General features: G+C 72.1%; 12 protein-coding genes. 7 read left to right on the plus strand and 5 right to left on the minus strand.

The features are described from left to right. Together CCN39_RS32170 and ligD are read left to right on the plus strand one after the other, a co-directional pair. Positions 1 to 1,028, plus strand: a 1,028-nt coding sequence (locus CCN39_RS32170) for an ATP-dependent DNA ligase (RefSeq protein ID WP_143264233.1), incomplete at its 5' end; no start/stop codon positions are given. Beyond that, the gene (gene ligD / locus CCN39_RS32175; RefSeq protein WP_086848411.1) at positions 1,025 to 2,029 is read left to right on the plus strand and encodes a non-homologous end-joining DNA ligase; all 1,005 of its coding nucleotides are present in this window, start codon (positions 1,025 to 1,027) and stop codon (positions 2,027 to 2,029) included. The genes CCN39_RS32170 and ligD, both read left to right, overlap by 4 nt. Here the strand turns inward: ligD and CCN39_RS32180 are convergent, their stop codons facing one another. Then, the gene (locus tag CCN39_RS32180; RefSeq protein ID WP_244211089.1) at positions 2,030 to 3,154 is read right to left on the minus strand and encodes an MFS transporter; all 1,125 of its coding nucleotides are present in this window, start codon (positions 3,152 to 3,154) and stop codon (positions 2,030 to 2,032) included. A gap of 89 nt (positions 3,155 to 3,243) precedes the next feature. On the opposite strand from CCN39_RS32180, the gene CCN39_RS32185 reads away from it, so the two are divergent. Then, complete coding sequence (locus tag CCN39_RS32185) at positions 3,244 to 3,810, plus strand: TetR/AcrR family transcriptional regulator (protein ID WP_244211090.1); 567 nt, start codon at positions 3,244 to 3,246, stop codon at positions 3,808 to 3,810. On the opposite strand, the gene CCN39_RS32190 is transcribed toward CCN39_RS32185, so the two are convergent. Together CCN39_RS32190 and CCN39_RS32195 are read right to left on the minus strand one after the other, a co-directional pair. Further along, positions 3,807 to 4,061: a hypothetical protein gene (locus CCN39_RS32190; protein ID WP_086848414.1), complete on the minus strand. Its 255-nt coding sequence runs from the start codon at positions 4,059 to 4,061 to the stop codon at positions 3,807 to 3,809. The two genes, CCN39_RS32185 and CCN39_RS32190, sit on opposite strands and share 4 nt — an antisense overlap. A 68-nt stretch (positions 4,062 to 4,129) precedes the next feature. Then, positions 4,130 to 5,155, minus strand: a complete 1,026-nt coding sequence (locus CCN39_RS32195; RefSeq protein ID WP_086848416.1) for a CobW family GTP-binding protein — start codon at positions 5,153 to 5,155, stop codon at positions 4,130 to 4,132. A 429-nt stretch (positions 5,156 to 5,584) separates the two neighbouring features. Here CCN39_RS32195 and CCN39_RS32200 point away from each other — a divergent pair, with 429 nt between their 5' ends. From CCN39_RS32200 to CCN39_RS32210, 3 genes are all read left to right on the plus strand, one after another. Further along, positions 5,585 to 6,739, plus strand: coding sequence for a nitric oxide synthase oxygenase (locus CCN39_RS32200; protein ID WP_279629596.1), 1,155 nt, complete (start codon positions 5,585 to 5,587; stop codon positions 6,737 to 6,739). A 91-nt stretch (positions 6,740 to 6,830) separates the two neighbouring features. After that, positions 6,831 to 7,337 carry a flavodoxin domain-containing protein gene (locus tag CCN39_RS32205; RefSeq protein ID WP_086848420.1) on the plus strand — a complete coding sequence of 169 codons (507 nt, stop codon included), beginning with the start codon at positions 6,831 to 6,833 and terminating at the stop codon, positions 7,335 to 7,337. 79 nt (positions 7,338 to 7,416) lie between these two features. Continuing rightward, positions 7,417 to 8,688: an MFS transporter gene (locus tag CCN39_RS32210; protein WP_086848422.1), complete on the plus strand. Its 1,272-nt coding sequence runs from the start codon at positions 7,417 to 7,419 to the stop codon at positions 8,686 to 8,688. A gap of 144 nt (positions 8,689 to 8,832) precedes the next feature. Here the strand turns inward: CCN39_RS32210 and CCN39_RS32215 are convergent, their stop codons facing one another. After that, positions 8,833 to 9,492 carry a response regulator transcription factor gene (locus tag CCN39_RS32215; protein ID WP_086848424.1) on the minus strand — a complete coding sequence of 220 codons (660 nt, stop codon included), beginning with the start codon at positions 9,490 to 9,492 and terminating at the stop codon, positions 8,833 to 8,835. A 9-nt stretch (positions 9,493 to 9,501) separates the two neighbouring features. Continuing rightward, positions 9,502 to 10,701 (minus strand): sensor histidine kinase, encoded by a 1,200-nt coding sequence (locus tag CCN39_RS32220; RefSeq protein ID WP_208630477.1) that lies wholly within the window; start codon positions 10,699 to 10,701, stop codon positions 9,502 to 9,504. 168 nt (positions 10,702 to 10,869) lie between these two features. Between CCN39_RS32220 and CCN39_RS32225 the strand changes: the two genes are divergently transcribed. After that, the coding region (locus CCN39_RS32225) for an MmpS family transport accessory protein (protein ID WP_086848426.1) at positions 10,870 to 11,443 on the plus strand (574 nt) is incomplete at its 3' end.

Below are 11,443 nucleotides of genomic sequence, written 5' to 3' on the forward strand. Positions count from 1 at the left end.
ACGAGGTACCTCGTGCACCGGGGCTGCTGTACGAGCCGAAGTGGGACGGCTTCCGCTGCGTGGTGTTCCGCGACGGCGACGAGATCGAGCTCGGCTCCCGCAACGACCGCCCGCTGACCCGCTACTTCCCCGAGCTGGTGGAGCTGCTGGCCGCCGCGCTGCCGCCCCGCTGCGTCGTCGACGGCGAGATCGTGCTGGTCACGCCCCAGGGGCTCGACTTCGAGGTGCTGCAGCTGCGGCTGCACCCGGCGGCGTCGCGCGTGCGCAAGCTCGCCGAGGAGACGCCGGCCAGCTTCATCGCCTTCGACCTGCTCGCCCTCGGCGACACCGACCTCACCGGGGAGCCCTTCCGTGAGCGGCGCAAGCAGCTCGAAAGCGTGCTCTCCACGACCGCCGAAGGGCTGCAGCGCGTCCACCTGACCCCGCTGAGCGAGGACCCGGCGCAGGCCGAGGACTGGTTCACCCGGTTCGAAGGCGCGGGTTTCGACGGTGTCATGGCCAAGCCCGGTGACCTGCCGTACGAGCAGGACAAGCGCGTCATGCTGAAGGTCAAGCACGAGCGCACGGCCGACTGCGTCGTCACCGGCTTCCGCTGGCACAAGGACGGCGTGGGCGTCGGCTCGCTGCTGCTCGGGCTGTTCGACGACGAGGGCGTCCTGCACCACGTCGGGGTGGCCAGCAGCTTCACCAAGGCCCGGCGGGCCGAGCTGGTCGAAGAGCTGGCGCCGCTGCGCGAAAACGCGCTCGAGAACCACCCGTGGCGGTCCTGGGCCGAGTACGAGCCCGAGCCTGGGCGGCAACCGGGCGCGAACAGCCGGTGGGCACCGCAGAAGGACCTCTCGTGGGAGCCCCTGCGGCCGGAGTGGGTGGCGGAGGTCCGCTACGAGCACCTGCAGGGCGGCCGGTTCCGGCACGGCGGGCGGCTGGTCCGGTTCCGGCCCGACCGCACGCCGGAGTCCTGCACGTACGCCCAGCTCGACGAGGCACCGCCCGCCGAGCTCGCGAAACTGTTCGGGGAGGCGCGATGAGCGGGGCGGTCCTGCTCGACGCCGACGGCGTCGAGGTCAAGATCAGCAGCCCGGACAAGGTGTACTTCCCGGAACGCGGCGAAACGAAGCTCGACCTCGTCGAGTACTACCGGGCGGTGTCCGGGCCGCTGCTGGCCCGGCTCGGCGGCCGCCCCCTGCTGCTGGAGCGCTACCCGGACGGCGCCGGCGGCAAGAACTGGTTCCAGAAACGCGTCCCGAAGGGCGCGCCGCCGTGGCTGACCACCACCGTCGTCTCGACGCCGAACGGCACGACGAGCGACGCGCTGGTGGCGAAGGACCTGGCCCACATCCTCTGGGCGGTGAACCTCGGCTGCCTGGGCTTCCACGTCTGGCCCTACCTCGCCGACACCCCCGAGGTCACCGACGAACTGCGCGTCGACCTCGACCCCTCGCCCGGCATCGGCTTCGACGAGCTGCGCGAAGCCGCGATGCTGACCAGGGAGTTCCTGGCCGAGCACGGCATCGAGGGGCACCTGAAGACGTCGGGCTCGCGCGGGCTGCACCTGTACGTGATGCTCGAGCCGCGCTGGGACGGCTTCCAGGTGCGGGCCGCCGCGGTCGCGCTGGCGCGGGCCCTCGAACGCCGCCACCCGGAGAAGATCACCGCGCAGTGGTGGAAGGAAGAACGCGGCACGCGGGTGTTCGTCGACTTCAACCAGAACGCCCCGCACAAGACGGTGTTCGGCACCTGGTGCGTGCGCCCGCGCGCCGGCGGCCAGGTGTCCACGCCGATCGGCTGGGACGAACTGGACACCGTCGAGCCCGACACGCTCACGCTGAGCACGGTGCCCGCGCGGGTGGCCGAGCGCGGCGATCCGTGGGCGGGCGCGGGGGAGCGGCCGCAGTCGATCGAGCCGCTGCTGGCGATGTCCGAACGCGACCTGGCCGCCGGGCTGATGGACGCGCCGTGGCCGCCGGTGTACCCGAAGATGCCCAACGAGCCGCCGCGGGTGGCGCCGAGCCGCGCGAAGAAGACGTGATCAGGGTGGCCCGAGGCGGGGGTGGAGCTGGCTCCACGCGGTGAGCGCGAGCAGCGCGGTCAGCCCGAACACCGCCGCGGACCCGAGGCCCGCGGCCGCCGCGCCGGCCAGGGGTGAGGCCACGGTCTGGCCGACGCCGAGCCCGGCGAACGACCACGTGATGCCCCGGGCGGGCCGCTCGGGGAACAGGCGGGCCGCCCACAGGATGCACAGCCCGGTCAGCGCCATGTAGGTGCTGCCGAACAGCGCGCCGGACAGCAGCGCGAAGGGCACGCCCGGATCCGGCAGGGCGAGCAGGGCGATGCCCGCCGCGGCCAGCGTCCAGGTCGCGAGGTTGACCGTCCGCAGGCCCACGCGCCCGGCCGCCCGGCCCGCCAGGCCGCCGAGCAACCCGGCGCCGCCGATCGTGGCCCAGCACCAGGTCGCGGCCACCGGGCTCAGCCCGGTTTCGGCGAGGCGGGAGGTGGAGAACGTCCAGTACGGCGCGCTCGTCACGCCGATGAGGGCGGAGTTGACCACGAGCGGGACCATCCCGTGGCCGGTCCCGGAGGCCGCCGGGACGCCTGGCGGCCGTGGCAACGTCCGCCAGGCGAGCAGCGTCACCGCCACGCCGAGCGCCGCAAAGGCCGCCCAGATCACCGGCCAGCCGAACGCCAGCAGGGGAGTGAACGCCGACGCGGCCAGCCCCAGGCCGGTCCCGGTGTTGGCCCAGGTCTGCGCCCGGTCGCGGGTGCGCGTTCCGACCGTCTCGCCGATCAGCTGCGCGACGCCCGGCGAGACGAGGCCCGCGCCGGCTCCCGCGACGGCGATCCCGGCGCCGAACACCGCGACGTGCGGGGCCAGCGCCATCAGCGCGAGCCCGGCCGTCGCCGACGTCGCGGCCAGCAGGACGGTGCCGCGTGCCGACCGCGCCGAAGTTCTCGGCGCGAGCAGCAACCCGAGGCCGTACCCCGCGGTGGACAGGCCGCCGAGCACGCCCACACCGACCGTCGTCAGCCCGAACGTCTCGCTGAACCGCGGCACGAACGGCCCGTACGCGTAGCGCGCGAACCCGTAGCAGAGGGCGATCACGACCGCGCCGACCGCGGCCGTGGACGCCCAGCTTCCCGTCTTCGTCTGCGTCACCACTGTCTCCACCAAACAGACAGGTCTGTCTGGTGTCAAGTGATGGTAGAGTCACCGCAGGTAGCAGACCATACCAATCTGTTCGGAGGATGACCGTGGCCCGGACCCGTCCCGGCGATGCGGGCGCGAAGGTGCTCGAGGCCGCGTCGGCGCTGTTCTACCGCGACGGCATCCACGCCGTCGGCGTCGACACGGTGGCGGCCGCGGCCGGGGTGACGAAGGCGGCCCTCTACGGCAACTTCGGGTCCAAGAGCCGGCTCGTCGTCGCGTACCTGCGGGAGCGCGACCGGCGGTGGCAGGAGGAGATCGACCGGATCACCGCCGCGCACCCCGATCCGCGGGAGCGGGTGCTGGCGGTGTTCGACGCCTACGAGGCCTGGCTTTCGCGCGACGGCTACCGCGGCTGCGCCTTCCTGAACGCGACCTCGGAGTTCCCCGACCCGGCCGATCCGGTGCGCGAAGTGGTCCGTCACCACAAGACGGCGTTGCACGGCTACCTGCGGGCGCAGCTCCGGCGCAGCGTTCCCGGGCGCGCCGATGCCCTCGCCGACGAGCTGATGCTCCTGCTGGAGGGTGCCGCGGTCACGTCGGTCGTCGCCCAGGACTCGCAGCCGTTCGACACCGCGAAGCGGCTCGCGCGGACGTTGACCGCCTAGACCGGCAAGTCGAGGGCGAGCTGGCCCCGGTCCGCATCGACGCCGGAGAGCGTCGCGACGCACTCCGGGCACGGCGCGAGCTCGGACGTGGTCAGGTCGACCGGTTTCCAGCTGCGGGACTCGCGTGCCCCGCAGGCCGAACGCCGGTAGCGGAGGTCGCCGGAGCGGGTCATCAGGTGGGCCAGGGGGACGTCTTCGGGCAGCACGCCGACCAGGTACCAGCGTGGTGCGCTCACCGCGGTGGTCGTCATGGCGGTCAGTGTCCGTCGCGGTGGCCGGGACGGCGGCGCATTTGCCGATCTTCGGCGTGGCGGCGCGGTCAGGCCTGGTCGGGCAGGTAGCGCAGGATGTGCAGCAGGCCGCGCTCGTCCACGGTGTCCGGGTCCTCGGCGAGGCAGCGGCCCAGTTCGGCGAGCACGGCGTCGGTGTCGATCCCCGCGCCGATCAGCACTAGCTCGGTCCGGCGCGGCTCGCCCGGCGGCCAGGCCGACCGGTCCAGCTGCACGAACCCGCCGACGGTGTGCAGGTGGAAGCGCGCTTCCGGGCCGGTGGGGCCGAAGTCGGCCTGGCCCTTCATCCGGTAGAGCCCGGCCGGGCGCCGCTCGAGGAACTCGACGAAGGCGCGCGGCGCGAGCGGCGTCTCGGCGGTGAAGGTGACCGTCTGGTACTCGGCGTGCAGGTGCCGCGAGTGGTCGTGGTCGTCCTCGCGCAGGTCGTCGAACGACAGCTGCCCGGCTCGCTCGCCGCGCGGTTCCGGGTCGAAGAACAGCCGCGGGTCGACCCGCCCGTGCTCGGTGACCAGCAGCGGGCGGCCCGGCGCCAGCTCTTCGACGGTCGCGGCGAGCTTCGCGAGGGCCTCGGCGGGCACCCGGTCGGCCTTGTTCAGCACGACGAGGTCGGCCAGCCGCAGGTGGTCGGCCAGTTCGGGGTGGCGTTCGCGGGCGGCTTCGAACTCGGCGGCGTCGACGACCTCGGCCAGTCCGCCGTAGCGGATGTCCGGGTTCTCGCTGGCGATCATCAGCCGGATGAGGTCGCGGGGTTCGGCGATGCCGCTGGCTTCGACGACGATGACGTCGATGCCGGCTTCCGCGCTCGACAGCTTCGTGAGCATCGCGTCCAGCCCGCCGGCGTCGACCGCGCAGCACAGGCACCCGTTGCCGAGCGAGACCATCGTGTCGACCTGGCCGGCGACGGCCAGCGCGTCGACGTTCACCTGCCCGAAGTCGTTGACCACGACGCCGACCCGGGCGCCTTCGCGGTTGGCGAGCAGGTGGTTGAGCAGCGTCGTCTTGCCCGCGCCGAGGAACCCGGCGACGAGAACCACGGGGATCCGCCTGGCCTTCACGAAACGTCCTCCTCTGCCGAACCCCGCGACTCTAACGCGGGCGCGCGTACACGGACGGCCGCCCCCGGTGAAGGCCGTTCGGCGAATGCCCACGAAAAGACGTACCCGGTCGCACGGGAAACGATCACGCGGCTTTTGCCGCCCGAAGTGATCGATTGACGGGAAATGCGCTGTGCCATGTCCGAATAACTCTTGGTAGCAGTTATTTTTTCAACCACGGCCGGGGTGTGCTGGAATTCCGGGATCGGCGGGACGCCGTTCACGAGTGGCGGAGCCCGCCTCGCGAAACGTGGGGTATCCTCCCCCGCCTGACCGGAGTTCCCAGGGCAGTGGGGACTTCCGGTCCTCGGTGTCGTCGGCGACCCTCGGAGGAACGGTGGACCTTTTCGTCGGGCTGCAGATCGCGATTTCGGAGAGTGGGGAACCGCGATGACCGTTACACCCGAGCGGGTGACGGCCTCGTTGCCGCTCTACCCGCAGCGCGTCTCGGAGGAGCAGTGCGTCAATTCCGCGGAAGCGGAGGAATTCCTGGACCGGATGTTCGCCGAAGGGGCCGCGGAAGAGGGCGAGCGGTTCGAGGACCGGCTGGCGCAGGTGCGCGCGGAAATCATGGAAACCGGCACCTACCGGCACACGCCCGCCGAGCTGGCGTACGGGGCGCGCATCGCGTGGCGCAACTCGGCGCGCTGCATCGGCCGGCTGTACTGGCGCAGCCTGCGCATCCGGGACCGCCGCCGGGTCACCGACCCCGCCGCGATCGCCGGCGAGTGCGTCGCCCACCTCCGCCAGGCCACCCGCGGCGGCCGGATCCGGCCGACGGTCACGGTGTTCGCACCGGACACCCCGGACACGCCGGGCCCGCGGATCCACAACGAGCAGCTCATCCGGTACGCCGGGTACCGCTTCGAAGACGGTTCGGTCCTCGGCGACCCGCGGTACGCCGAGTTCACCGAGCAGGTGCGAAGACTCGGCTGGCGGCCGCCGGAGCGAAGGGGCTCCTTCGACGTCCTGCCGCTGCTGATCGAGGCCGCGCCGGGCGAGCCGCGGCTGTTCACGCTGCCGCCGGACGCCGTGCTGGAGGTCCCGCTGACCCACCCCGACCACCGCTGGTTCGCCGGGCTGGGGCTGCGCTGGCACGCCGTGCCGGCGATCAGCAACATGCCGCTGGAGATCGGCGGCGTCACCTACCCGGCGGCGCCGTTCAACGGCTGGTACCTCGGCACCGAGGTCGGTGCCCGGAACCTGGCCGACGAGCAGCGTTACGACCTGCTGCCGGTCATCGCGGAGCTGATGGGCCTCGACACCACGTCCGAGCGCACGCTGTGGCGCGACCGCGCGGTGGTGGAGCTGACGCTGGCGGTGCAGCACTCCTTCGACGCGGCCGGGGTCACGATGGCCGACCACCACACCGAGTCGCACCGGTTCCTGTCCCACCTGGAACGCGAGGAGCGGGCCGGACGCCGGTGCCCCGCGGAGTGGAGCTGGATCGTGCCGCCGATGTCGGGCGGGCAGACCGCGGTCTTCCACCGCTACTACGACGAACCCGACCCGGCGGAGCGACCCGCGTTCCTGCCGCCGCCGTGAGAACCGCGGAGAGTAGTGTGGAAGCGCCCGTTCGGCGGATCGTGCGCAACCCGCGGGGCAGTCCGGCCCGCGAGGGCCGACAATGGAGCGCATGACCGCAGTCCTCGTCGCCTACGCCGGGCGTCACGGCGGAACCCGGCAGATCGCCGAGGTCATCGCCGCCGAGCTCGGTGACGCGGGCCTGACCGTCGACGTGCGCGACGCCGCCGACGTGGCCGGCGTCGAGCACTACGCCGCGGTCGTCGTCGGCAGCGCGCTGTACTACCACCGGTGGCGGCCGGAAGCCGTCCGGCTGCTGGAACGCAACGCCCGGGCGCTCGCCGAGCGCCCGGTGTGGTTGTTCCACAGCGGACCGTGCGGCCCCGGCGCGGCCACGCACCAGGTCAGCCTGCCGGCGAACGTGGCGCTGCTGGCCGCGCGCATCGACGCGGAGCGCACCGCCACCTTCGGCGGCCGGCTCGACCCGGCGACCGTGCGCGGGCTGATCCCGAAGCTGCTGGCGTCGGGCCGGCGGGCCGGCGACTTCCGCGACTGGGACCGGATCAAGGCGTGGGCCCGGGACGTCGGCCGCCGGGTCCGCACGCGCGTCGCGCTCTGATCCTCTTGCCCGCCCGGGGCGGTGGGTGCTAAACCGAACCCGAGGTCTTCCGGTGGGAAACCGACGGAACGGGGCGAACGTGACGGATCGGAAAGCGCTTACCTCGGACCAGCGCAACGCGTTCCTCGCCGCCCTGCTCGGCTGGAGCATGGACTCGTTCGACTACTTCCTCGTCGTGTTCGTCCTGGCGGACATCGCGAAGGACAAGTCGTTCGGAGCGACGGCCACGCAACTGGCGTTCATCACGACGGCGACGCTGGTGATGCGCCCGGTCGGCGCGCTCCTGTTCGGCCTGTGGGCCGACCGGGTGGGCCGCCGCATCCCGCTGATGGCCGACGTCCTGCTGTATTCGGTGGCCGGCCTGCTGTGCGCGTTCGCCCCGAACTACGCGGTGCTGCTGGTGCTGCGGTTCGTCTACGGCATCGGCATGGGCGGCGAGTGGGGCCTGGGCGCGGCGCTGGCGATGGAGAAGATCCCGGTCGAGCGCCGCGGCTTCTTCTCGGGCCTGCTGCAGGTCGGCTATTCGATCGGCTACCTGCTGGCGGCGCTGGCGTACCTGCTGTTCCATTCGGCGCTCGGCCTGCAGTGGCGCTGGATCTTCGTGCTGAGCATCTTCCCGGCGCTGATCAGCCTGCTGATCCGCGCGCGCGTCCGCGAGTCGGAGGTCTGGCAGACCGCGCGCGAGAAGCTGCAAGTGACCCGGACGTCGGTCAAGGACATCCTGCTCAACCCGAAGGTGATCCGCCGCTTCGGCTACCTCATCCTGCTGATGACGGCGTTCAACTGGATGAGCCACGGCACCCAGGACGTCTACCCGAGCTTCCTGAAGGCCCACGACAACGGCGGCGCGGGCCTGAGCGCGTCGACGAGCACGTGGATCGCGGTGCTGTACAACGTCGGAGCCATCATCGGCGGGTGTGTGTTCGGGACGCTGTCGGAGAAACTGGGCCGCCGCCGCACCATCGTGACGGCGGCGGTGCTGGGGTTGCCGGTGGTCCCGATCTTCGCGATCGACCACGGCGCGGGCATGCTGGCACTGGGGTCGTTCCTGATGCAGATCATGGTGCAGGGAGCGTGGGGAGTGATCCCGGCGCACCTGACGGAGATGTCCCCGGACGCGATCCGCGGCTTCTACCCGGGCGTGACGTACCAGCTGGGCAACCTCCTGGCGGCGTTGAACCTCCCGATCCAGCAGGCGATCGCGGAGTCGCACGGCTACCCGTCGGCGCTGGTGTGGACGGTGGTCCCGGGCCTGCTCGCGGTGGCGGTGCTGACGGCGATCGGCAAGGAGGCGAAGGGCATCAAGTTCGGCGAGTCCGCGGTGGCGACCGCGCCGGCGGGTACGAAGTGAGCGGGCTTCGCTCAGGGATCCCGGTCGACGAAGGTGGCGAGCAGTTCGGCTGAATCGGTGCGTCCCCGCTCGATGGCGTAGTGCTGCAGGGCGGGGAGCAGCTCCGGGTTCTGTGGCGGGTGCCGCCCGCTTTACGGCGGGAACTCACGGCGTCACGAGCGCCGCTTCGTAAGCGAAGATCGTCAGCTGCACCCGGTTCGACACATCCAGCTTCGCGAACGCCCGCGTGATGTGCGTCTTCACCGTCGCCTCGCTGAGGAACAGCTCCGCCGCGATCTGCGCGTTCGGCTTCCCCTGGGCCACCGCCGTCACGATCTCGCGTTCCCGCCGGCTGAGCAGCTCCAGCTTCGCCTGGGCCTGCGACCGCCGCGGGTTCGCGCGCGCGGCCACGAACTGGCCGATCAGCTGCTTCGTCGTCCGCGGAGACAACATCGCGTCGCCGTTCGCCACCACCCGGACGCCTTCGATGATCTCCTGCGGCGAGCCCTCCTTCAGGAGGAACCCGCTCGCTCCGGCCGCCAGGGCCTCGAACACGTACTCGTCCAGGTCGAACGTGGTCAGGATCAGGACCTTCGGCGGGCGGGGCTGGGCCAGGACCGCCGCCGTGGCGACGAGGCCGTTCATCCTGCGCATGCGGATGTCCATGATCACCACGTCCGGTGCGTGCCGGGCGACCTGTTGGACCGCTTCGTCGCCGTCACCCGCCTCCGCGACCACCTGGAGATCGGGCGCACTGCCCAGGATCATGGACAGTCCGGTGCGGACCAGCGGGTCGTCGTCGACGAGCAGTACGCGCACGCTCACCCGCCCATGCTAGGGCGCCGGTGCCGCCCACGGCAGCCAGGCCCGCAGCCCGAACGTCCGCTCGTCGACCGGGCCCGCCGAAAGGGCACCACCGAGCAGGGAAATCCGCTCGTTGACGCCGGTCAGGCCGGTGCCCGAGCCCGGCGACGGCACCGGGTGCGGCGGCAGCGGGTTGAACACCTCGACCGACAGCCCCGGGCCCGGACCGCCGCGCACCAGCACCTCCGCCGGTGCTCCCGGTGCGTGCCGCAGCACGTTGGTCAGGGCCTCCTGGAGGATCCGGTACGCCGCGGTGCCGAGCGGGGCGGGGGCCGTCGACGCCTGGTCGAGCAGGATCGTCACGTTGACCGCCAGGCCGGCCTGGCGGGCGCCGGTGACCAGGTCGGGGATGTCGGCCAGCGTCGGCTGGGGCGGCTCAGCGGGCCCGCCGGGGGCCCGGTCGGCGAAGCCCGAGCCGCGCAGCACCCCGATCACCTGACGCAGGTCGTCGAGCGACTGCCGGGCGGTGGTCCGCACCGTCTTGGCCGCCTCCGCGGCGTCCGGCGTCGCGGTCGCGGTGACCTCCAGAGCGCCCGCCTGCAGCGAAAGCAGGGACAACCGGTGCCCGAGGACGTCGTGCATCTCGCGGGCGATCCGCGCCTGCTCCTCCCGGCGCGCGACCTGGTCGCGCAGGGCCGCCTCTTCGGCGGCCAGGCGCCGTTTCTCGGTGAGGCTGTACCGGACGATCCCCAGGGTGAGCGGGACCGCCGTGTAGACCGCCGCGGTGACGACGACGCCGATCAGCTTGGCACCGGCCGTCTCGGTCGAGATCCAGGCCTCGATCAGCGACATGTCCACGGGGCGGCTCGCGTCGCGCCACACCGCGAGCCCGGTCGCGGCGAACACGAGCGCCGCCGCGCTCCAGCGCCACCAGCCGGCGAAGCGGGTCGCGAGGGCGGCGAGGGCGATCAACGCGGCCAGCGAGTCGGACACCAGCAGCAACGGCGGCACCACCGCGATGCCCGTCACCACCAGGGGCCAGCGCCACCGCCAGACCAGCATGATCGACGCGCCGAGCCCGAGGAACCAGCCGAGCACCACCGCGGCGGTCACGTGCAGTTCGTCGGTGCCGGGCAAGCTGAGCTCCAGCGACACGTTGACGATGCCCGTCACGATGCTCGCGGCGACTGCGAGCACGGTGCACAGCACGCCCAGCACGGACCGTCCCATGGGGTCAGCGTACGAGGTGGCCACCGCGTCCCCATCAGCCGTTCCGCTCCTTCACCGCCCGGGCGGTGACGACTTTCGTCGTACGCGGTCGAGGCCTGCGGACGACGCGGGCGGAACCGCGCCGCTGGTTTCCTTCTCGCCGTCAAGCAGAGGCGAAAGGGAACCCCGATGACCGACTACACCCCGCTCCAGCAGCACCCCGCTCCGCAGGCGGCGCCGCCGCGCAACGGCCTGGGCACGGCCGGGTTCGTCCTCGGCCTGATCGGGCTGGTGATCGCGCCGATCCCGGTCGCCGGGGTGGTCGCCTGGCCCCTGGCCGTGCTCGGCCTGATCCTGGCGGCGGTCGGCATCGCCAGAGTGCGGGCCGGGAAGGCGACCAACAAGGGCCTCTCGATCGCCGGCGTCGTCCTGTCGCTGCTCGCCCTGGTCGTGAGCCTCCTGTGGCTCGTGGTGATCGGCAAGGTCGTCAACGACGTGAACGAGCAGGCCACCCAGCACCACACCATCGTCTACCAGGTGAGCGGGGACGCGAAGGCCGTCGACATCGACTACAGCACCTTCGACCGCAACACGATCCTGATCAACACCGAGACCTCGGCCGCGGTGCCGTGGACCAAGACCGTCGAAGCCACCGGATTCCTCGCCGGTGCCCAGTTCACCGCGACCGCCGGCCCCGACGGCGGCTCGGTCAGCTGCAAGGTGATCGTCGACGGCAAGGAAGCCAAGACCGCGACCGCGGCCG

It is taken from the genome of Amycolatopsis kentuckyensis, from assembly GCF_002155975.1.
Taxonomy (GTDB): domain Bacteria; phylum Actinomycetota; class Actinomycetes; order Mycobacteriales; family Pseudonocardiaceae; genus Amycolatopsis; species Amycolatopsis kentuckyensis.

Bases quoted from the DNA above. Each gene is read 5' to 3' on its own strand.
- CCN39_RS32200 (WP_279629596.1), top strand. From the start codon at position 5,585: ATGACCGTTACACCCGAGCGGGTGACGGCCTCGTTGCCGCTCTACCCG.
- CCN39_RS32205 (WP_086848420.1), top strand. From the start codon at position 6,831: ATGACCGCAGTCCTCGTCGCCTACGCCGGGCGTCACGGCGGAACCCGG.
- CCN39_RS32220 (WP_208630477.1), bottom strand. From the start codon at position 10,701: ATGGGACGGTCCGTGCTGGGCGTGCTGTGCACCGTGCTCGCAGTCGCC.
- CCN39_RS32190 (WP_086848414.1), bottom strand. From the start codon at position 4,061: ATGACGACCACCGCGGTGAGCGCACCACGCTGGTACCTGGTCGGCGTG.
- ligD (WP_086848411.1), top strand. From the start codon at position 1,025: ATGAGCGGGGCGGTCCTGCTCGACGCCGACGGCGTCGAGGTCAAGATC.
- CCN39_RS32185 (WP_244211090.1), top strand. From the start codon at position 3,244: ATGACCGTGGCCCGGACCCGTCCCGGCGATGCGGGCGCGAAGGTGCTC.